Source organism: Faecalibacillus faecis, assembly GCF_003024675.1.
Classification (GTDB): Bacteria; Bacillota_I; Bacilli_A; order Erysipelotrichales; family Coprobacillaceae; genus Faecalibacillus; species Faecalibacillus faecis.
Window position 1 is genome coordinate 1 of record NZ_PYLP01000018.1, and the last position, 19768, is coordinate 19768.

Consider the following 19768-nt stretch of genomic DNA (forward strand, 5'->3'; position numbering starts at 1 on the left):
TCCTTGGAAAGCATATGGTGATGTTCTTGGTTTAAAAGCGCCTCCTCTTAAAAGATTCGCTCCGGCAGCTTTGGCTGCTTTAGCAATTTCAATGACTTGTTCCTTGCTTTCAACAGAACATGGTCCAGCAATGACAGCTAAGTGTCCTCCCCCAATTTTGACACCACCAACATCAATAACTGAATCTTCTGGATGGAAAGCTCTATTTGCAAGTTTGTATGGTTCTGAAACATGCATGACTTTTTCTACAGCTGGATCAACTTCAATGGATTCTGGATCTACTTTTGTGGTATCGCCAATAATTCCAATAACTGATTGTGTTGCCCCATTTACAACATTCACTCTTAATCCTAATTTTTCTACTGATTCTGATACTTTTTCTACATCTTCTTTAGATGCTGTTGATTTCATTACAATAATCATTTTTCTTTTCCCCTTTTTTCTTATTCCTTGATATAAATAAAAAAACTCTCATCCCTAAAGGACGAGAGCTATCGCTTCGTGATACCACCTTTGTTCATTAATATATTACTATATTAATCTCATTGAGTACAATCATACTCTTCCACGTTAACGGGTGTAACCGGAGATGCCTACTTAAAAACTGTTCAACACTCTACTCCAAGACGAATTCAACAAAAACATTTATTTTCCTTTTCACCAACCAGGAAATCTCTACGCTAAAGGTTAATGCCTACTCTTTCTTTTCACAGTATTTATATCAAATGTAAACTTATTGTATACAAATTCATTTTCACTGTCAACTCTTTGTATTTATTTTATTTAAAAAATAATAAATTATTTTTCTCCTAACATAATCACAATCGTATCTCCTTCTTCAACATATTCTCCCTTTCGAGGAAGTTGATCAATAACAACACTTCCTTTTCCTTCAAATTGAAAACGCAAAGAAATGTTTTGAACTTCTTTTCTTTGTTTACCAATATAATTTTCAACTTTAATAGTCTTTTTATCCATCACTGAAAATGATTTTTGTCTTTGTGATTTTACTTTCTTCACATTTAAAGCTGGTAAAATATCTAACAACATCTTTCTTGCAATCGGTGCTACCGTTGTTCCCCCATATTGAATACAGTTTTTAGGATTGTCCATCGCAATATATAAAACAATTTGTGGATCATCTATTGGAGCAATGCCGACAAAAGAAAGAATATAGCCTCCACCAACATAACTTCCATTGACAGCTTTTTGAGCTGTTCCTGTTTTTCCCCCAATTCGATAACCATCAATATAAACATTTCTTCCTCCACCATCAGTAACAACACTTTCTAAAGCATCTCTTACTTTTTTGGCTGTTTCTTCTTTAATGACTTGTCTTTTTACTTTTCTTTTTGCTTGATAAATAATTTCATTATTATTGTTACGCACTTCTTTTAAAATATGAGGTTGTAAAAGATAACCTCCATTAACACAAGCAGAAATTGCACTCACGAGTTGTAAAGGTGTCACAGAAATACCTTGTCCAAAGGCAACTGTAGCTTGTTCAAGTTCATGGAAATTTTTATAGTCAAACATGATTCCACAGGATTCCCCTGGCAAATCAACTCCTGTTTTTTGTGTTAAACCAAATTTTTTTACATAATTATAAATTCTTTTTTTTCCAAGACGACGCCCAATTTCAACAAAGCCGGGATTGGATGAATTTTGGAGTACTTCACGAAAGGTTTGTAAACCGTGTCCTCCTTTTTTCCATGATTTAATGCGAGCTCCTGAAACATATTCATACCCTTGATCAAAATACGTATCTTTATCCATATCAAAGAGATTTTCATTAAGTGCACTAGAAAAAGTAATAATTTTAAAAGTGGAACCTGGTTCATAGGTTTTCCAAATAGGAATGTTTTGATTATAAATGGAAGAATCTTCGTTTTTATAATCATTAGGATTGAAATCAGGTTTACTAGACATTCCTAGAATTTCTCCATTTTGAGGATTCATTGCTAGAGCCCAAATACCATCAGGATGGTAAATATCATAGGCATTGTTGAGTTCTCTTTCAATAACATCCTGAACTTTTTTATCGATTGTAAGGGATAAATTCATTCCTGAAAGACTTGCACTGTAATGGCTTGGATACATTTTTAAATTATGGCTTTTTGCATCCATATAATAATCAATCGAACCATTTTTTCCTTTTAAATAGCGATCATATTCTAACTCTAATCCAAGTAATCCTTGATTATCAATACCAACAAAACCTAAACAATGACTCAAATACTGATTTAAAGGATAATATCGTTTGGTATCTTTGATTAAATAGACTCCTGATAAATTTAAACGTTGGATGCGTAATGCTTTTTCATCATCTAATTGTCTTCCCTCAGGAGATATTCTTTGAATCGATACCTTTTTATTTAATTTTTCTTCTAAAGACTTGGCATCTACTTGAAGAATTTTAGATAAAGAAATCGCGGTTGTGGCTTTATCTTGAATTTGACTAGGTACGACAACTAATGATGCTGTCGTTAAGTCTGTTGCAAGTATATTTCCACTACAATCATAGATTTTCCCACGATTAGCTTGTACAGGAAATGATCTTTGCCAAGATTCTAAGGCTTTATCATAAATCGTTTTACGATCGATGATTTGTATATATCCTACTTTAAAAATAAGAGCTAGACTTAACAGAACAATAAAGAGTTTAACCATTTTTATTTTTTTAATCGTTTGTTCAAATAACATAGTCTCACCCTTATAAAATATGAAAAAAAGGGCATTTTATGCCCTTAGGATAAGGTGATCGATAAACTATCACCTTTATGAATCACTTGATTGGCTTCGATACTTTGTGAAGTAACATGCCCACTTGTTCCTTCAATTACTAATTGAATTTCTGCCAAGGAAGCATAGGTTTGTACCTCTTTTTTAGACCAACCCGTTAAATCAGGAAGCGTAATATCTGTTCCTTCTGTTTTAATAAATATTTTATCCCCACTTGTCACTTTACTTCTTGCTAGTGGATATTGTTCAATGACACTACCACCATTACCAATAACTTGTACATTTAATGATTTTGATTCAAGTTTTGATTTTACATAATTGACAGATTGATTTGTATAGGAATCTAAAGTATAACTTTCATCAACTGTTTTTTCATCTGGCGCATTATATTGATTAACTACTTGTAAAGCACTTGTCATTGTTTGTTTGACAATATTGGGCATATATTGGGCATAAGAATCACCTGATTTAAAGGTAATAAACATCACAACTTGAGGATCTTCATAAGGCGCAAGTCCAACAAAAGAGTGCATATAGACCGAAGTACTATATCCGCCGTTTTCAACAACTTGCCCTGTCCCCGTTTTACCAATCATACGAACACCATTATCTAATCGATAATTTTTACCTGTTCCTTGTTGATCTTCGATAACACCTAACATCAAATCTCTTACTTCTTTGACCGTATTTTCTGAAAAGATTTGTTTAGAATATTGTGTTGTTGCTTGGTACGTTACTTTATTGGTATCAGGATCAACGATTTTTTCAACAACATGAGGTTGAACAGTTTTTCCCCCATTGCCAAAAACACTATAAGCTTTTAATAGTTGATAAGGGGTTACTGTAGACCCTTGTCCAAATCCAGTAGTAAGGTATTCCAGCTTTCCTGCACTACTACGCGTATACGCATTAATAGAAGAAGAACATGCAAGTCCATCCATGGTATCTCCTTGGAAGAAACCTAAATCATTGAGTTTTTCAGTTAACACTTCTTTAGTAACATATCCTTTATCTAATAAATTACAAATAGCCACGTTACTTGAATGATAAAGTCCTTGATCATAAGTAATCGAACCCCATCCTTGACCATGATTATGGTCTTTAATCGTTGCAACAAGTTTATTTCCATAATAAACATTATACATTCCTGAATTATAGTAAGCATTATGATCATATTTACCTTCTTCAATCGAATCTGCATAAATAAAAGGTTTGAAAACAGAACCACATTCAATCGTTCCTTCTAAAAAGTAATTATTGAATGTCGAAATATTTCTTTCATTAGGATTAAATGAAGGATAAGTTGACATTGCTAGTATTCTTCCTGTTTTAATTTCCATAACACCCGCTGTAACCACTTGTGCTCCGCTTTCATTGTAAGCATTTGACATCAAATAATCGAGGTCTCTTTGTAAACCACTGTCAATCGTTAAATAAATATCTTGTCCATTCGTTGGGTCTTTTTCTCTTAACGTTCCATCTACTAAAGCATAGCCATTAGCATCTGTTTGATATACCTTGTATCCATTTTTTCCTTTAAGTGTTTTATCATAAGAAAGTTCAAGTCCCATTTCACCAACCATCTTTTTAATACTTTGGTCTTCATAGCTTTTTGCATAACCAACAATATAACTACAAAAATCACCTAATGGATAGTAACGTGAATTTGATTCACTGAATTCAATTCCTGATAAATTCAAATCTTCGATTTGTTTTTTAATCGAAGCCGAGAGATTATTTCCTTGACTTCCTAATTCTACTTGGTATCTTCCTGCATCTTTGGCACTTTGAAGTTTTGTCGTAAGTTCGTTTTCATCCATTCCTAAAATAGGAGCCAATTTACTTGCTGTTTTACTAATATTTTTAACATAAGCAAGTTTTTCCCCATATCCTGTACGATTTGAAGATAAAACGAGAATAATTTTATATTTTTTTACATTGACCGCCACTTTTTCTTGATCACTGGTATAAATTTGTCCTCTTTGAGCATATTCAACAGCTTCTTTTTTACTTCTATTTCTCGCAAATTCAGCAATATTTTCACCACTGATCAAATGTTTTCCTGTCGCACCTAAAAATACAATATTAACAACAAGAGCAAAAATAATAATAGCAAAGACAACAGCTGTTATCTTTGCGCTTTTTGATTTCTTCATTATTCTTGAACTCCTGCTGTTGAAGCAGTTGCATCATTTTGATAAGTATATCCTTTAGATGTAGTTACTTCGGCAACTCTATTAAATGAAACAAGTTCTTGTTTTTGCATTTGTAAGCTATCAATATCTGATTCAACTGTATTGATTTCATTTTGTAACTTTTGAATTGTGCGGTTATAAGAAGATTCAACAGACTTAACCATAATAATTCCAAAGACAAAAATAACTGTTGTAATAATTAAAAATGTTTGTGCAAATGATTCAAAACCTGTTTTTCTTCTTTTTTTCATACTCTGACCCTCTCTATTACTCTTAATTTAGCGGAATGAGAACGATGGTTCTCATTTAATTCTTCTTCTGTTGCGATAATTGGTTTTTTATTGATGAGTTTAAATTTTGGTTGCATTCCTTCAGGAATAACAGGTAATCCTTTAGGTACATCCTTTAATTTAGAAACCTCATTAAAAGTATATTTACATATTTTATCTTCCAAACTATGGAAGGTAATAACAGCAATACGCCCATTTATATTTAATAAATCTAAAGCATCTTTTAAAGCTATGTCAAAGACATTTAATTCATCATTAACGGCAATTCTTAATGCTTGAAAAGTTCTTTTAGCGGGATGTCCACCTTTTCTTCTAGCATAGGCAGGAATCGCACTTTTAACAATTTCTACCAATTGGAAAGTTGTATCAATCGGTTGAATTTCACGTTCTTTTTCAATTCTTCTAGCAATTTGTTTCGCAAATTTTTCATCGGCATACTTATATAATATTTCTACAAGTTGTTCGTAACTATAATGATTGACAATTTCATGGGCATCTAAAGAAGATGATTGATCCATACGCATATCTAATCTGGCATCATAGTTATAACTAAAGCCACGCTCTGCATTATCAAATTGTGGTGAAGAAACCCCTAAGTCAAAAAGAATCCCATCAACATGTTCCACACCACGTTGATTAAGTTCTGCTTTAATATTTTTGAAATTTGATTGAATAATGGTAAATTGATTTCCAATAGTTTCTAATCTTTGTCTTGCTGCTTGAATCGCATTTTCATCTTGATCAAAACAATACAAATGTCCAGTTGTCAGTTGTTTTAAAATCAAGCTTGAGTGTCCTGCTCCACCAAGTGTACAATCGACATAAATACCATCGGATTTCACATTCAAACCTTCTACTGCTTCATTTAATAAAACTGTCACATGGTTGAACATACTTTTCCTCCTATAAACTAAAGTCATCTAATGATTCTAAAATATCATCATAACCATCTTGATTATCGTTATAATATTGATCCCATTTTTCTTGTGACCAGATTTCACCATGATTTCCAGCACCAATAATGACACATTCTTTTTCAAGTCCAGCAAGTGTACGTAGGTTTGTGGGTATATTAATTCTTCCTAACTTATCAAATTCACACTCACTGGCACTAGAAATGGTAAAACGGATGGCTTTACGCACTTCTTTTTTGTTTGAAGGAAGTGCTAAAAGCTTTTGGCAAAAAGGTTCCCATTCTTCTTTGGTATAAAAAGCAAGGCATCCATCGAATCCACGAGCAACAAAAATAGAGCCTTGACATTGATTTCTAATCTTTGATGGAATTGTAAGACGTCCTTTGGCATCAATAGAGTGCCTAAACTCACCCATGAACATATTCTTCACCCACTTTTTAACACTTTTATATCCTTTTTTACCACTTTATACCACCATTATATACTCTTTATATCTATTATTCAATAAACGAATGTGAATAAATCATGGGAAATGTTCACAAAATGTGGATAAAGTCATAAAAAAAAGAGGACCTTCGTCCTCTAAAAACAAAAAAATCACCTAAACGGTGATCTTCTTATAAAACTTTTTTACCTTTGTAAGTTCCACAATGTTTACAAACTCTATGAGACATTTTGTATTCTCCACATTCTGGACATACAACTAAAGTTGGTGCAGATAATTTATCATGTGTTCTTCTTTTATTTCTTCTTGTACTAGAAACTCTTCTAAATGGTACTGCCATCTTTATATCCTCCTATTGTTTAAAATAATCTTTCAATTTTGCTAACCTTGGATCAATGTATTCCTCATCTCGATCTTCTTGACCGTCGAGTATTTTCCAACCTTTACCTGATTCCTTGATGTTAGCGTCATCTTTTACGACCCTCATTGGCACTTCTAACATAATGTTTGAAAATACAACTGGTGTAAAATCAACCACATCTTTTTTTGCTTCATGAACGTCTTCAAGCGGATCAGGTTTTTCAAAAGAAAATACTTCCGTCGAATCGATATCAAATGGATAATCAACATCTTCCAACGTTAACGCACATGGAAGAATCATTGTTCCTTTAATATTTAAATCAACATATAATCGTTTATCTCTTGTATCAAGATTCCCGGTACCTGAAACGATGACATCTTTAAGACCATTAATATGGGCATACTTTTCAAACATTTCACTAGGAAAAGTTATTTCTTCTTCAAAATCAAATGTTCCTTTGTGTTTAATAATCCACTGTAAGCTATACTTCATATTAATCACCTTTCCATAACCGCAAAACCTATTATATAGAAACTCACAACATAAGTCAATCTAAAAAAGGCTTAAAATCACAATTTTCGCTCTTTTGTGAAGTTCTTTAACATTATAACAAAATCCAAATCTAAATCAACAATTAAATCATTTTTTCTACATCATTTAAGACATCTTTATTTTTCATAATCTTTACTAATTTATCTATTTTTCTTTGATCTAATGTTTGATTTGTCACTTTAGCAACTGTTTGAATAAACGAACGCATATCTTCTTCATTATTTAAATCTTTCTTTTGCAGATCATTTGCAAGTTTAAAAATATCTTCCTTTTTAACATTTGTCTTTTTAGAAACGCGCTCTACAAGTAAATCTTTATCTTTCATAATATCACCACTGTATATTATGAAAGATAATTGAAAACGTTAAAAAAAGAGATTAATCTCTTTTTCTACAAATAATATGAATTGGTGTTCCTTCAAAACCAAACGCTTCTCTTAAACGGTTTTCTAAATAACGTTTATAACTGAAGTGTAAGTATTGAGGATCATTTGCGAATAAGACAAATGTTGGTGGACAAATCGCCACTTGGTTGGCATAAAAGATTTTTAATCTTCCTCCATTAAATGTTGTAGTTGGATTCATTAATTGAGCATCCACTAAAACATCATTTAATACACTTGTTTGTACACGTTTACGTGAGTTTTCATAAGATTCTTGAATCAATGGAAAAATTTGATTCACTCTTTGTCCTGTTTTTGCGGATGTAAAAACAATACGTGCATAATCAAGATATTTAAATTGTTCATGAATTTCTTTTTCTTTCTTTTGCATTGTTTTTTCATCTTTATCAACAAGATCCCATTTATTATAAACAATGATAACCCCTTTACCTGCTTCATGAGCATAACCGGCAACATGTTTATCTTGTTCTCTAATTCCTGTTTCACCGTCAATAACAACAAGAATGACATCACTTTTTTCAATGGATGTTAAAGCTCTTAAAATTGAATATTTTTCAATATTTTCATAGATTTTTCCTTTTTTTCTCATTCCTGCAGTATCAACTACACGATATTTTTGTCCATCTTTAACAAATGGTGTATCGATAGCATCACGTGTTGTTCCTTCTATATTTGAAACAATAACACGTTCTTCTCCTAAAATTGCATTAGTAAGAGATGATTTTCCAACATTTGGTCGACCAATAATTGAAAAACTAATTTCATCATCATCTGTTTCTTCTTCTTGTAAATCAAGTTGAGAAATAACTTCATCTAATAAATCCCCAATTCCAATCCCATGAGAACCAGATACTGGAATAGGATCTCCTACACCTAAGGCATAGAATTCATAAATATAATCTTTAAATTGATTGTCATCAATTTTATTAACCGCTAAAATAATAGGTTTTCTTGATTTTTGTAAGATACGTGCAACGTATTCATCTTCTTTAGTAATACCTTCTCGACCATTAACAACAAAGATAATGATATCTGCTTCTTCAATGGCAATTTCTGCTTGCATCTTAATTTGTGTTGTAAAAGAGGCATTTTCTAATTCAATACCACCTGTATCAATAATATTAAACTCTTTCGTAAGCCATGATGCTTTGGCGTAAATACGATCACGTGTTACCCCAGCAACATCTTCGACAATAGAAATTCTTTCTCCAACAATTCGGTTAAAAATTGTTGATTTACCAACATTGGCACGACCAACAATAGCAACAACACCTGCCATATTATTCCTCCTTTGCTTTTTGTATTAAAGTTAAAACTTGTTCAACAACTTCTTCTAAAGTAAGAGACGATGTATCTAATTCGATGGCATCCTCTGCTTTTTTAAGTGGTGAGATCTCACGATGTGTATCTTGATAATCTCTTTCTTCAATTTCTTTTTTGATTGTTTCTAAATCAGCATCAAGACCTCTTTCTAAATTTTCTAAATAACGTCTTTTTGCACGTGTTTCCACACTCGCAATTTGATAGATTTTTAAATTTGCATTTGGTAAAACAACCGTTCCAATATCACGTCCATCAAGAATGACATTTCCCGCTTTAGCCATTTTTCTTTGTTCATCTACTAAAAAGCTACGTACCGCTTGATATTTAGAAACACAACTTGCACCAAGTGAAACTTGGTCTTGTCTAATTTGATTACTTACATCTTCATCATTTAAATAAACTTTATTATCTGGTGTTAGACGTATTTGAATATGTTCGATTGCTTGTTCAACCGCTTTTTCATCATTTAAATCAATTTTTTGAGTTAAACAATAGTAAGCCACGCAACGATACATAGCACCCGTATCAATATAAATGAAATTTTCTTTTTTCGCAACCATTTTTGCAATTGTGCTTTTTCCAGCAGCACTTGGTCCATCAATAGCAACTGATATATTTTTTTTCATACATTTCTCTCCCTTTAAAAAAACTAAGGCTTACCTTAGTTTAAAAGAAACTTTGATAAACAATCATTCCAAGTAAAGCAATAAAAATAACAACTAATAAAACAATAATAACATTCATTACTTTAACGACTTTACTTTCCTTTGGTTCATCAACTTCTTCATCTTCTTGTTCTTCGTCAGATTCTTCTTCAACAACTTCTTCTTCAACAACTTTTTCTTCAACAACTTTTTCTTCAACAGGTTCTTCTTCAATGATTTCTTCTTCCACTGCTTCTTGATTTAAAACAGCTTCTGCTTTTTTAGCATCTTCTTCAGGTGACATTGAAGCAAGTTTTTCCATTAAAGACATCTTTTCTTTTGGCTTTTCTTCATCAATTTCTTCTTTTTCTTGATTAATAAACATACCTCTTGAAAATTCTTCTGTGGCAAAGTCTTCTACTGAATCAATTTTAATCGTTCTTTTTTCAGGTTCTCTTATTTTATTTAAGATATCCATACGTGTGTTGTACTCATCTTGTTTTCCAACACTTTCTTTAGCACTTTTTAAAGCTCTATCGAGTTCCTTTGAACTTTCTTCACGCATTTGTTCAAAAGTCTTTGCTTCTGTTAAAGTATCTTCTAAATTTACTTCTTTTTCATCTTTTTTATCTTTTTTCATAAAAGATAAAAAATCATCTTCTTCCTCTACTTGTGGTTTTTCTTGTCTATTTTCTTTTGAAATAGCTACTTCATCTTTTAAACCATCTCTTAACTCTTGATATTTTTTTACTCTTGAATACGTCATTTTCCCACCGTCCCATGCCATTATAACATAATAATGATTATAAAAAAAGAAGCCCTTTTTAGGCTTCTTGTAGATATTTACTTTTAAATCTTTTTTCTACCGGTCTTACAAGATAATAAACGACTCCTGTAATGATTCCTTTAATGAAATTAAAAGGAAAATAGATAATAAAGATCGCTTGTCCATAAGGGGACATAAATGATAAAAAACTTGGTATTGAAATATTGGAACCATATTGTTGATTAAAAGCTTGGATATCAACAGCAAATGGTAGATTTGTATACCATGTTGGCTTCTGCATTAAATACGTTGGTGTTACAAAGAAATAATTAATAACAAACATAATAAAAGCAAATATCAGCATCGTTAAGACCATATCCAACAAATAATTCTTTCTACTTTTTTCTGGATCAAATTTACGTGCAAGTAATGAATACGTTACACAAATTGAAAGTGAGGCAATAAGTGCCGCAATTTGTCCAATCGCAATTGGTCCAACTGGTCCTTTAAATAAAATTGAAACAAAAAACTTACAAATGCAAACAAATAAAGCTGGAACAAATCCTAAAGTTGAAATAGCCACCAATACGACAATTTCTGATAAATCTAAATTCAGCCAAGGTGCAAAGGGATAAGGAATCTCAATCAAATTCAAAATCATCCCAAGTGCTGCCAGCATAGCCGCTAAAACCATTTTTTGTGTCTTAGTACTTTTCATAATAATTCTCCTTTAAAATAAAAAATATCATGAAAATACTAATCTTCATGACTAAAAACATTATTTAAAAAAATGTCTTTCTTCCATCTAGACTCTACTATCGGTAAAGGAATTACACCTTTTCAGCTTGCGCTCGCGGACTATCACCGCCGGTCGGGAATTTCACCCTGCCCTGAAGACTTTCTTTTCGTTTATTATTTTAACACTTCCACAAAAGAAATCAAATCATATGATTTCTTTAGTCATAAGGTTTACATTCAACTGTTTTCTTTTTAAAATCAATAAACAATTGAAAAGCATGACGATTTTCATCCTCATCCCAAATTTCAACAAACTCTGGTGTTACTTCAATAAGAATTTCACTCTCTACATGCGAATAAGCATTATAGCTTTGCCATAAATATTCTTTATATTTCTTTTCAAAAACTCTTCCTGGTTCATCTACCACAAGCCCTTTATTGACAGCTGTCCCTTCAACTTGTGTTCCATTAAAACACATTGCAACACGATTATTTTTAAATAATTGTTGTGTCTTTCTAAAATTTTTATCTGTTTTAAAATAGATTTTATCATCATAAAAAAGATAACTTACATTTCGAACCATAGGATAATTATCCTCGCAACTCGCAAGTGCCATAATTTTCCAATCTCCCATTTTTTGTTTCATGATTTCTTTAGCTTCTAAAAATTCCATCCTATTTCCTCCTATATAATTCCTTGATATCCTAAAATAAATAAAATCATTGTTACTAAAATAATACCTACGACAAAGATATATCCTTTATAGACACTTCCTTGTCGATCTGTTGTTTCCACTAAATGTGTTCTTCTTAATATTTGAACCACTGGTTTATATAAGAAAAAGACAATGGCGGCATTCATCGTTGCTTTAATTAAATTAAAAGGTAAGATTCCTGGAAGCAACATAGGTACAATAGCGCTTCTTGGCATCCCATAATAAATCGGTGTAATAATATAATTCCAAATAAGCATAGAAATCGTTGTACAGATAACGCCTAAGACAAGTCCTAAAACTGCTCCTTTTTGATTATGGATTTTTTTATACATAAAAGCTGCCATGCAAGCAAATGAACAGGTTGAAACCATGTTCATTAAGACATCTAAGATATTACCTCCCTTTAACATAATTTCAAAAACCGAACAAATAAAACTCATTAAAAAAGATATCATGGGACCATAAATAAATCCCCCAATAACAATTAAAATATCTTTGGGATCATATCTTAAAAAAGATACTGCTGGAACAATGGGAAATGAAATCAAAACATTGACAATCATTGCCATGGCACAAAGCATCCCTACTGTTGTTATTTTCTTTGTACTCATTTTTATATACCTCCTTTAAACAAAGAAAACGCACCTAAAATAATCTTCTAGGTACGTTTTTGTATATAAAAAGTAATACAAAAAACACTTCTTTCATCCAGACTTTAACTGTTGCTACTGGAATTTCACCAGTTCGGCCATTATTGGTTCGCGGAGTTTACCGCCAGTAGAGAATTTCACTCTGCCCTGAAGTATTATTTTATTGCACTTCTATTATATAACTATTTCTATCTTTTTTAAAGGTCTATCAATCCATAATGTTTTAAAGCATAAGCAACACCGTCATCATCAACATCTTTCGTCACAAAATCAGCAATGCTTTTTAACTCATCACCGGCATTACCCATAGCTATAGCAAGAGAAACATGTTGTAACATTTGTTTGTCGTTTCCCCCATCACCAAAAGCCATCGTATCTTTTAAATCAAGACCATAATATTCTAAGAATTGATCGATTCCTAATTGTTTTGTCCCACCTATTGGTGAAATATCACAAAAAGTCGGATGCCATCTTGCTGAAATACAATGAGGCATATGACTTAATATTTCTTTTTCTTCTTTTTCATCAACAAAACACATGATTTGATAAATGGATTTATCAATGACATGACTACAATCTCCTGCAGGATGATCATCATTATGAGTAATGGCATGAATGGCATCTACACGCTTATCGCGGTAATTGAAATATTTTGTGTTTTCTTCGGTAAAACCACAAGGAACTTGATGGTCTTCTAAATAATCAAGCAGAGCTTGTAGATCTTCTTTTTTAATGGTATTTGAATAAATGATTTGATCATTTGTATAACAATATTGCCCATTTAAAGTAATGTAACCATCAAAAGGAAAATCATTTAACACATCTAAGCCATCTTTTCCTCTTCCTGTCGCAATAAAAAGTTTAATGCCTTTTTCTTTTAATTTATATAAAGCATCAAAGGTTGATTGGGGAATTTGATGATTTTTAAAACTTACAAGTGTTCCATCGATATCAAAAAAAATTGCTTTTACCATATTATTTACCTATATCCTTCATTTTTTCTAAACGTTTTAAATAACATTCAATACGTTGGAGTTCTTTACCAAGAACTCTTTGTCCTGAATAATAGTATTCTACTGAACTTTCTAAATCTTCTAATTCGATATTTTTTATTAAATAATTGATTGTTCCAAGATTACCATCTAATAAATGAACCTGAGGAAGTAATTTGTGGAAACTATCTTTAAAATAATTAAAATGTGTGCACCCTAAAACAAGTGAACCATATTCTTCAAAATCAAAACATGAAAGAGCTTCTTTTAAATAAGCTAAAACATCTTCACTTTCAAATTCTAGTCTTTCTGCAAAGCGAACAAGCTTTGGTAAAGCCACTAAATCAACTAAATGATCTTTATCTACTCTTTCTACAAGATCTAACATCTTTTTTCCTTTAACGGTAATTGGTGTTGCACAAACTAAAACTTTTTGCTTTCCATAAAGATCGACTGCTTTTTTAACCGCTGGTTCCATTCCAATAATAGGAATATGATATTTCTTCCTCATGATTGAAACAGCGGCACTGGTAGCGGTATTACAAGCAATAACGATTGCTTTACAATCACGTTCAATCATAAATTGAATGATTTCATCTACATAACCTATAATTTCTTCTTTTGTTTTTTCCCCATAAGGAACATGTTTTTCATCTGCATAATAAATAAATTGTTCATGAGGCAATAAATGCATTGCTTCATATAAAACAGATAAACCACCTATTCCTGAATCAAAAATACCTATTTTCATACAATTCCTCTTTCAAACATTCTACAGTTATTATAAAAAAAGATATTGCGTTAAGCAATATCTATTTTTCTTGAAGTGTGACTGTAATTGTTTTTTCATTACCACTACGATTAACTACAACTTTTACTTTATCTCCTGCTTTATGTGAATAAAGCGCTGTTAAGAATGATTTATATGTTGTAATATCTTTACCATCTAATTTAACAATAACATCACCTTGTTGAATACCTGCTTTATTCGCTGCTCCATCACTTGTTACTTTAACAACATAAATTCCTTCATCAACTGAAACTTTAACACCATATCTTTGAAGTTCATAAGATGAATAATCATTTAATGAAACACCTGAAATACCAATAACTGGATGGGATACTTTACCATTTGAACGAATTTGTTCTGCGACTGTAATAACATCATTAATTGGAATCGCAAATCCCATACCTTCAACACTTTCATCTGAGAATTTCATATTCGTAATACCAACAAGTTCACCCTTCATATTAACAAGAGCACCCCCGCTGTTACCAGGGTTGATGGCAGCATCTGTTTGGATAACGTTCATATCCCAATCATCTACATTATCATCATTTAAATCAACAGAAACGGTACGGTCTGTTGCTGAAACAATTCCTTGAGTGACTGTTCCTGAATATTGAATACCTAAAGGTGACCCAATTGCTAAAACCGTTTCTCCTTTATCTAATAAATCAGAATCTCCTAAATCAATGACACTGACATCAAAGCTTGGTTGACATCTTAAAATAGCGACATCACTGTATTCATCACTACCAACAACTTCAGCATCAACGTATTCACCATTTGAAAATACAACCTGTACTTTATTGGCACCATCAATAACATGGTGGTTAGTTATAATGTAAGTATATTTACCAGTTTGATCATAAACGACTCCACTACCACTTCCTGATTGGCTTTCACTTGATGAACTACTATCGTTGAAGCCAAAAATATTATTGGAAGTATTTTGATAAACAACAACCCCAACAACGCTATCGCTGACTTTATCGACCACGCTTGTTGTATCGGTCTTTACATCATAGTTTACTTCTTTAACTGTTCCTTTATTTGATACAGATGCTGTTGTATCATCTGAAGAAGTGATGATGTTATAGAATACATAACCATTCATTGCAAAGGAACATACGATGGCAACAACGAGTAAAATCTTTATGATTTTCTTCCACTTCTTTTCTTTTGGTTTATCTTCATCAACTAATATAAAATTATTGTTATTATCTTCATTCATATTATTTTCCTCCTTTGATGTTACCATCATAAAAAACAATTATGTCTAAATTATATCGTCATTGTGGGAAACTTTGGGATTGATTGGAAGTTTGACAGTAAATGTTGAACCAATGCCCGCGCTACTTTCTACATCAATCGTTCCTTGATTTAATTCTACGATTTTTTTGACAATACTTAAACCTAATCCTGTAGAAATTTTAGAACTTCTTGATTTATCTACTTGATAGAACCGATCATAAATATAATTTAATTTATTTTTAGGAATACCAATTCCTTCATCTTGAACACTTAATATAAACGTATCGTCTGCTTTTTTTGTTTTAATCGTAATAATCCCTTCATTTGAGTATTTGATCGCATTTGAAATAAAATTACTTAAAATCATTTTTATTGTTGAATAATCTAAAATAAGTGGTTCTTTTATTTGATTATGATAAATCAATGAAAGATGTTTTTCTTTTGCAAGGGGTTCAAATAAATCCATACTTTCTTTAACGACCGCTTTAACATCTAATTCTTGATAATCTAATGAAACTTTTGTTTGATCTAAACGAGAAAGTTCTAAAATATCATTAATGATATTTTGCATACGATAACTTTCTTTTAAAAGTATATCCATAAATTCGTTAAATATCTCTGGTGATTCCATCCCATCTCTTTTTAGAATTTCTACACTGCCAATAATGGCAGACATGGGTGTTTTAAGTTCATGAGAGACATCAGAAAGGAATTGTTTTTGCATATCTTCAATTTCTTTCATTTTAGAAACATCGGTAAATAAAACAATCGTTCCATCAAAAATCAATTTTTCATGATCTGAAAAGACTGGTGAAGATTCGACTTGATAATATCTTGATTGAATTTTTACCACAGTTGAAAGAGGTCTTTCAAAAACATAACACTGTTCTACCAAATCTAACATTTCTCCTACAAAAATATCTTTATAATAACGTCCTTTTAAATGAGGAATTTCAAATCCTTTACGAAAGCTTTGATTAGTAAAAGCAATCTTTCCTTCTTTATCAACAAAAAGCATTGGAAGATTCATCGAACGAATCAACTGACTTAAGATTTTTTCATGATATTTATTTTCTATTTCAACTTCTTTTAATTCATTATCTCTTTCTCTTTGCATAAAACGTCCCATGCGTTGATAATGTTTTTCTAGTTGATAGGCATTCACTACATAAATCAAAATAAGGACCAGCATAATTAAAATACTATAAGCTTTGTTAAAATAGGTAAGTAACAAGGCAATAAATCCTAAAACTAAAACTTTAATAGAATTATTCGTCATCTTTTTTCACCAACTTATATCCAACTCCTCTTACCGATTTAAAAGACACTTGGCTTTCTTTAAGTTTTCCTTTAAGTTTAAAAACATGAACATCAACAATGCGGGTATCCCCGTCATATTGAAACCCCCAAATAGATTGAAGCAAAGTTTCTCTTGAAACAGCTTCACGAGGATGTTCTAAAAACATTTTTAAAAGATCATATTCTACTTTTGTTAAAACAATCTTTTGATCTTGAATCATTACTTCACGATTCGTTGTATTCATTAAAACATCACCAAATTTAATTTCATCTAAGAAATGTTTATGATGTCTTCTTAAATGAGCTTCGATGCGGGCAATTAAAACTGCAGATTGAAAAGGTTTTGTTAGATAATCATCTGCACCTGCTTCTAATCCTTTAATAATATCTTCTTGTTCACTACGAGCTGTTAAAAGAATCAGTGGTTTGACATAATCATTACTTCTTACTTCTTTAATAATGGAAACACCATTTTGATAAGGAAGCATCCAATCTACAAGAACTAAATCATAGTCATTTTTTAGAATTGTTTGAACAGCCTCTTTTCCATCAAAAAGGCTATCAACTTGATAGCCTTTTTTAGAAAGTTCATAGGCTAGAATTTTATTGATTGATTGATCATCTTCAATTAAAAGTATTTTATTCATTATTCCCATCATATCTTTCAATTATTCTTTGTACAACTGGGTGTCTTACTACGTCCATCGCTGATAAATGAATAAAAGAAATACCTTTGACCCCTTCTAAAATATCTAAAGCACGTACAAGACCTGATGTTGTATTTCTTGGTAAATCAATTTGTGAAATATCTCCTGTCACAATCATCTTTGAACGGAACCCTAAACGTGTTAAAAACATTTTCATTTGATTATCAGTTGTATTTTGTGCTTCATCTAAAATAACATAAGCATCTTCTAGTGTACGTCCTCGCATATAGGCAAGTGGCGCAATTTCAATCACACCTTTTTCAATCAATTTCTCCGTTTGTTCAACCCCTAACATATCGTGTAAAGCATCGTAAAGTGGACGTAAATAAGGATCGACTTTTTCTTTTAAATCTCCTGGCAAAAAGCCAAGACTTTCACCTGCTTCTACAGCTGGTCGCGTAAGAATGATTTTTTTTACTTCATTATTTTTTAAAGCAGCTACCGCAAAAACAACCGCTAAATACGTTTTTCCAGTTCCCGCAGGTCCAATACCAAAAACGACATCATTATTTTTTAGAGCATAGTAATAACTTTTTTGTCCTAGTGTTTTTGGATAAATAAGTTTTCCATTATAGGTTCTCGCAATTTTTATATGATAAAGTTCTGAGAGTTGATCCAATTTATCTTTTTCTACCAATTTTTGAGCATAGACCACATCACGTCTAGAAATAGAGACCCCTGAAACAATCAGTTTTAATAAAGAAAAAATAACTTTTTTCGTTTTTTCAAGATTTTCTTTTTCTCCAACAAGTGTCATTTCATCCCCTCTTAAAGAGATTTCTACTTGAAAATGATCTTCTAAAACTTCTAGATTTTCATCTTTTACTCCTGATAAATTAACAAGTTGTTCAATATTATAGGCTTCTAATTTAACGACTTCTTTCATGTTTCCTCCCTAATCGCAATATTTTCAATAAAGACATATTGCATTTTTAAAACATATTTCTCATCTATTATACCATAAGATAAGATTTTTTCTTTGTCAATTTTTACATCTTTTGGTAATTGACTTCTTATTTCAAATAAAAGATAAGCAAAATTCTCTTTTTGTTTTTTAGGAATAGAAACTTCTAGAGTTTGATACGTATAAGCTTCAATGCTTCCAAGTGTAGGGATAATTTTGATTTTTTTGCTGGTATCTTCTATTTGATGAGAAATAAGAATATCCCCTTTTTTGACATATTGATTGATTTTAACAAGGACATTGCCTTGTTGGACATCAATTTTAGAAATAACCCCATCTTTTTTAGCAATATAATCTTGATACTTTAAAACTGTTTCTTGATTATGACTGGCTGGAGTGTATTCAACATGTAAAATACTACCCTTTTGATAGATATTTAAATAATCAAGTTGGTTTTTATGTTTTTGTTTAAAAGTATCATAGAGTTGGTTGATTTGTTTATAGGTAAGTTTTGGATGAAGAAAAGATATCTCATGACTGAGTTCTTGATTTAGTTGTTGGTTTAATGTGGGCAAGGTTCCTTTGACTTCAATATGATAAAGATATTGTGGTAAAAAAAAGAGTGTACAAGCAAAACTTATAGTAAAAAGGATTTGGGGAAAATGAAAAATACATAATAGATAATGAAAGATACCGATACTTTTTTGTATTGGAAGATGCAGTTTATAGGTAAGATGTCTTTGATAGATAGGAACATAAAAGCTGTAATGGGTGGAATCGATTTGTTTAAGTTGAAAAAGGGTGAGTTGATATTTTTTTATTGTTTTTAAAAAAGTTAGAATGTTATCAGTTTCTAGAAGGATATAATCGTAGCCTAAATTCATAAAATGTTGATACTTTCAAACTCACCATAAAGCATCACTTCATCTTGACTATAGTAATGAATTTCAATGTTTTTTCCTTTAATAGAGATTATTTGTTGATCGATTTTACATTCAAATAAAGTAGGTTCTAAAGTAATAATTAATTGATAATGTTTAATAAGAATTCTCTTTTTTTGAAGACAAATCATAATATCACCTATTTAAA

22 protein-coding genes, 1 pseudogene, 2 riboswitches and 1 other annotated feature are annotated in these 19768 nt (G+C 31.3%); all 23 genes and pseudogenes read right to left on the bottom strand.

The window, feature by feature from the left end; translation table 11 throughout:
- Positions 1-423 (bottom strand): annotated as a pseudogene (locus tag C7U55_RS11025) (3-deoxy-7-phosphoheptulonate synthase); the annotation flags it as partial.
- Positions 424-477: 54 nt separating this feature from the next.
- Positions 478-720 (bottom strand) — a binding site (T-box leader).
- A gap of 78 nt (positions 721-798) precedes the next feature.
- Positions 799-2703 carry a penicillin-binding transpeptidase domain-containing protein gene (locus tag C7U55_RS11030; protein ID WP_106988606.1) on the bottom strand — a complete coding sequence of 635 codons (1905 nt, stop codon included), beginning with the start codon at positions 2701-2703 and terminating at the stop codon, positions 799-801.
- 44 nt (positions 2704-2747) lie between these two features.
- Complete coding sequence (locus tag C7U55_RS11035) at positions 2748-4898, bottom strand: penicillin-binding protein (protein ID WP_106988607.1); 2151 nt, start codon at positions 4896-4898, stop codon at positions 2748-2750.
- A complete protein-coding gene (locus C7U55_RS11040) occupies positions 4898-5188 on the bottom strand; it encodes a hypothetical protein (protein ID WP_048924543.1) in 291 nt (96 codons plus the stop codon). The genes C7U55_RS11035 and C7U55_RS11040 overlap by 1 nt, the downstream gene beginning before the upstream one ends.
- The gene (gene rsmH, locus C7U55_RS11045) at positions 5185-6120 is read right to left on the bottom strand and encodes a 16S rRNA (cytosine(1402)-N(4))-methyltransferase RsmH (protein ID WP_106988608.1); all 936 of its coding nucleotides are present in this window, start codon (positions 6118-6120) and stop codon (positions 5185-5187) included. The genes C7U55_RS11040 and rsmH overlap by 4 nt, the downstream gene beginning before the upstream one ends.
- Before the next feature lie 10 nt (positions 6121-6130).
- Complete coding sequence (mraZ, locus tag C7U55_RS11050; protein ID WP_048924545.1) at positions 6131-6562, bottom strand: division/cell wall cluster transcriptional repressor MraZ; 432 nt, start codon at positions 6560-6562, stop codon at positions 6131-6133.
- Between the two features lie 196 nt (positions 6563-6758).
- On the bottom strand, positions 6759-6926 hold the full coding sequence (gene rpmF / locus C7U55_RS11055) for a 50S ribosomal protein L32 (RefSeq protein WP_048924546.1): 168 nt from the start codon (positions 6924-6926) through the stop codon (positions 6759-6761).
- Between the two features lie 12 nt (positions 6927-6938).
- The gene (locus C7U55_RS11060; protein ID WP_048924547.1) at positions 6939-7439 is read right to left on the bottom strand and encodes a YceD family protein; all 501 of its coding nucleotides are present in this window, start codon (positions 7437-7439) and stop codon (positions 6939-6941) included.
- Positions 7440-7581: 142 nt separating this feature from the next.
- Complete coding sequence (locus tag C7U55_RS11065; RefSeq protein ID WP_106988609.1) at positions 7582-7824, bottom strand: stage VI sporulation protein F; 243 nt, start codon at positions 7822-7824, stop codon at positions 7582-7584.
- 52 nt (positions 7825-7876) lie between these two features.
- Positions 7877-9181 carry a ribosome biogenesis GTPase Der gene (der, locus tag C7U55_RS11070; protein WP_106988610.1) on the bottom strand — a complete coding sequence of 435 codons (1305 nt, stop codon included), beginning with the start codon at positions 9179-9181 and terminating at the stop codon, positions 7877-7879.
- Position 9182: 1 nt separating this feature from the next.
- A complete protein-coding gene (gene cmk / locus C7U55_RS11075; RefSeq protein ID WP_106988611.1) occupies positions 9183-9851 on the bottom strand; it encodes a (d)CMP kinase in 669 nt (222 codons plus the stop codon).
- A gap of 40 nt (positions 9852-9891) precedes the next feature.
- Positions 9892-10635 (bottom strand): hypothetical protein, encoded by a 744-nt coding sequence (locus C7U55_RS11080; protein WP_106988612.1) that lies wholly within the window; start codon positions 10633-10635, stop codon positions 9892-9894.
- Between the two features lie 58 nt (positions 10636-10693).
- Positions 10694-11353: an ECF transporter S component gene (locus C7U55_RS11085; RefSeq protein ID WP_106988613.1), complete on the bottom strand. Its 660-nt coding sequence runs from the start codon at positions 11351-11353 to the stop codon at positions 10694-10696.
- A 70-nt stretch (positions 11354-11423) separates the two neighbouring features.
- Positions 11424-11537: riboswitch (FMN riboswitch) on the bottom strand.
- Between the two features lie 54 nt (positions 11538-11591).
- The gene (locus tag C7U55_RS11090; protein WP_106988614.1) at positions 11592-12047 is read right to left on the bottom strand and encodes a pyridoxamine 5'-phosphate oxidase family protein; all 456 of its coding nucleotides are present in this window, start codon (positions 12045-12047) and stop codon (positions 11592-11594) included.
- Between the two features lie 11 nt (positions 12048-12058).
- Complete coding sequence (locus C7U55_RS11095; RefSeq protein ID WP_106988615.1) at positions 12059-12700, bottom strand: ECF transporter S component; 642 nt, start codon at positions 12698-12700, stop codon at positions 12059-12061.
- A gap of 81 nt (positions 12701-12781) precedes the next feature.
- Positions 12782-12898, bottom strand: a riboswitch (FMN riboswitch).
- Positions 12899-12936: 38 nt separating this feature from the next.
- Entirely contained in the window at positions 12937-13713 is a 777-nt protein-coding gene (locus C7U55_RS11100) for a Cof-type HAD-IIB family hydrolase (RefSeq protein ID WP_106988616.1), read from the bottom strand.
- A 1-nt stretch (position 13714) separates the two neighbouring features.
- Entirely contained in the window at positions 13715-14482 is a 768-nt protein-coding gene (gene murI, locus C7U55_RS11105; RefSeq protein ID WP_106988617.1) for a glutamate racemase, read from the bottom strand.
- Positions 14483-14543: 61 nt separating this feature from the next.
- On the bottom strand, positions 14544-15749 hold the full coding sequence (locus tag C7U55_RS11110) for a S1C family serine protease (RefSeq protein ID WP_227213686.1): 1206 nt from the start codon (positions 15747-15749) through the stop codon (positions 14544-14546).
- Between the two features lie 45 nt (positions 15750-15794).
- Positions 15795-17048 (bottom strand): sensor histidine kinase, encoded by a 1254-nt coding sequence (locus C7U55_RS11115; protein WP_106988619.1) that lies wholly within the window; start codon positions 17046-17048, stop codon positions 15795-15797.
- Complete coding sequence (locus C7U55_RS11120) at positions 17038-17715, bottom strand: response regulator transcription factor (protein ID WP_106988620.1); 678 nt, start codon at positions 17713-17715, stop codon at positions 17038-17040. Before C7U55_RS11120 ends, C7U55_RS11115 begins: the two co-directional genes overlap by 11 nt.
- The gene (locus C7U55_RS11125) at positions 17708-18661 is read right to left on the bottom strand and encodes a PhoH family protein (RefSeq protein ID WP_106988621.1); all 954 of its coding nucleotides are present in this window, start codon (positions 18659-18661) and stop codon (positions 17708-17710) included. Before C7U55_RS11125 ends, C7U55_RS11120 begins: the two co-directional genes overlap by 8 nt.
- Complete coding sequence (locus C7U55_RS11130; protein ID WP_106988622.1) at positions 18658-19563, bottom strand: sporulation protein YqfD; 906 nt, start codon at positions 19561-19563, stop codon at positions 18658-18660. Before C7U55_RS11130 ends, C7U55_RS11125 begins: the two co-directional genes overlap by 4 nt.
- A complete protein-coding gene (locus C7U55_RS11135; RefSeq protein ID WP_106988623.1) occupies positions 19560-19751 on the bottom strand; it encodes a YabP/YqfC family sporulation protein in 192 nt (63 codons plus the stop codon). The genes C7U55_RS11130 and C7U55_RS11135 overlap by 4 nt, the downstream gene beginning before the upstream one ends.
- Between the last annotated feature and the right edge of the window lie 17 nt (positions 19752-19768).

Excerpts from the sequence above, each read along its gene's own strand:
- C7U55_RS11065 (WP_106988609.1), bottom strand. The coding sequence starts at position 7,824 with ATGAAAGATAAAGATTTACTTGTAGAGCGCGTTTCTAAAAAGACAAAT.
- C7U55_RS11085 (WP_106988613.1), bottom strand. The coding sequence starts at position 11,353 with ATGAAAAGTACTAAGACACAAAAAATGGTTTTAGCGGCTATGCTGGCA.
- C7U55_RS11130 (WP_106988622.1), bottom strand. The coding sequence starts at position 19,563 with ATGAATTTAGGCTACGATTATATCCTTCTAGAAACTGATAACATTCTA.
- C7U55_RS11060 (WP_048924547.1), bottom strand. The coding sequence starts at position 7,439 with ATGAAGTATAGCTTACAGTGGATTATTAAACACAAAGGAACATTTGAT.
- C7U55_RS11040 (WP_048924543.1), bottom strand. The coding sequence starts at position 5,188 with ATGAAAAAAAGAAGAAAAACAGGTTTTGAATCATTTGCACAAACATTT.
- der (WP_106988610.1), bottom strand. The coding sequence starts at position 9,181 with ATGGCAGGTGTTGTTGCTATTGTTGGTCGTGCCAATGTTGGTAAATCA.
- C7U55_RS11115 (WP_106988619.1), bottom strand. The coding sequence starts at position 17,048 with ATGACGAATAATTCTATTAAAGTTTTAGTTTTAGGATTTATTGCCTTG.
- C7U55_RS11095 (WP_106988615.1), bottom strand. The coding sequence starts at position 12,700 with ATGAGTACAAAGAAAATAACAACAGTAGGGATGCTTTGTGCCATGGCA.
- C7U55_RS11090 (WP_106988614.1), bottom strand. The coding sequence starts at position 12,047 with ATGGAATTTTTAGAAGCTAAAGAAATCATGAAACAAAAAATGGGAGAT.
- C7U55_RS11110 (WP_227213686.1), bottom strand. The coding sequence starts at position 15,749 with ATGAATGAAGATAATAACAATAATTTTATATTAGTTGATGAAGATAAA.
- C7U55_RS11080 (WP_106988612.1), bottom strand. The coding sequence starts at position 10,635 with ATGACGTATTCAAGAGTAAAAAAATATCAAGAGTTAAGAGATGGTTTA.
- rsmH (WP_106988608.1), bottom strand. The coding sequence starts at position 6,120 with ATGTTCAACCATGTGACAGTTTTATTAAATGAAGCAGTAGAAGGTTTG.
- C7U55_RS11030 (WP_106988606.1), bottom strand. The coding sequence starts at position 2,703 with ATGTTATTTGAACAAACGATTAAAAAAATAAAAATGGTTAAACTCTTT.
- C7U55_RS11125 (WP_106988621.1), bottom strand. The coding sequence starts at position 18,661 with ATGAAAGAAGTCGTTAAATTAGAAGCCTATAATATTGAACAACTTGTT.
- C7U55_RS11135 (WP_106988623.1), bottom strand. The coding sequence starts at position 19,751 with ATGATTTGTCTTCAAAAAAAGAGAATTCTTATTAAACATTATCAATTA.
- rpmF (WP_048924546.1), bottom strand. The coding sequence starts at position 6,926 with ATGGCAGTACCATTTAGAAGAGTTTCTAGTACAAGAAGAAATAAAAGA.
- murI (WP_106988617.1), bottom strand. The coding sequence starts at position 14,482 with ATGAAAATAGGTATTTTTGATTCAGGAATAGGTGGTTTATCTGTTTTA.
- mraZ (WP_048924545.1), bottom strand. The coding sequence starts at position 6,562 with ATGTTCATGGGTGAGTTTAGGCACTCTATTGATGCCAAAGGACGTCTT.
- cmk (WP_106988611.1), bottom strand. The coding sequence starts at position 9,851 with ATGAAAAAAAATATATCAGTTGCTATTGATGGACCAAGTGCTGCTGGA.
- C7U55_RS11035 (WP_106988607.1), bottom strand. The coding sequence starts at position 4,898 with ATGAAGAAATCAAAAAGCGCAAAGATAACAGCTGTTGTCTTTGCTATT.
- C7U55_RS11120 (WP_106988620.1), bottom strand. The coding sequence starts at position 17,715 with ATGAATAAAATACTTTTAATTGAAGATGATCAATCAATCAATAAAATT.
- C7U55_RS11100 (WP_106988616.1), bottom strand. The coding sequence starts at position 13,713 with ATGGTAAAAGCAATTTTTTTTGATATCGATGGAACACTTGTAAGTTTT.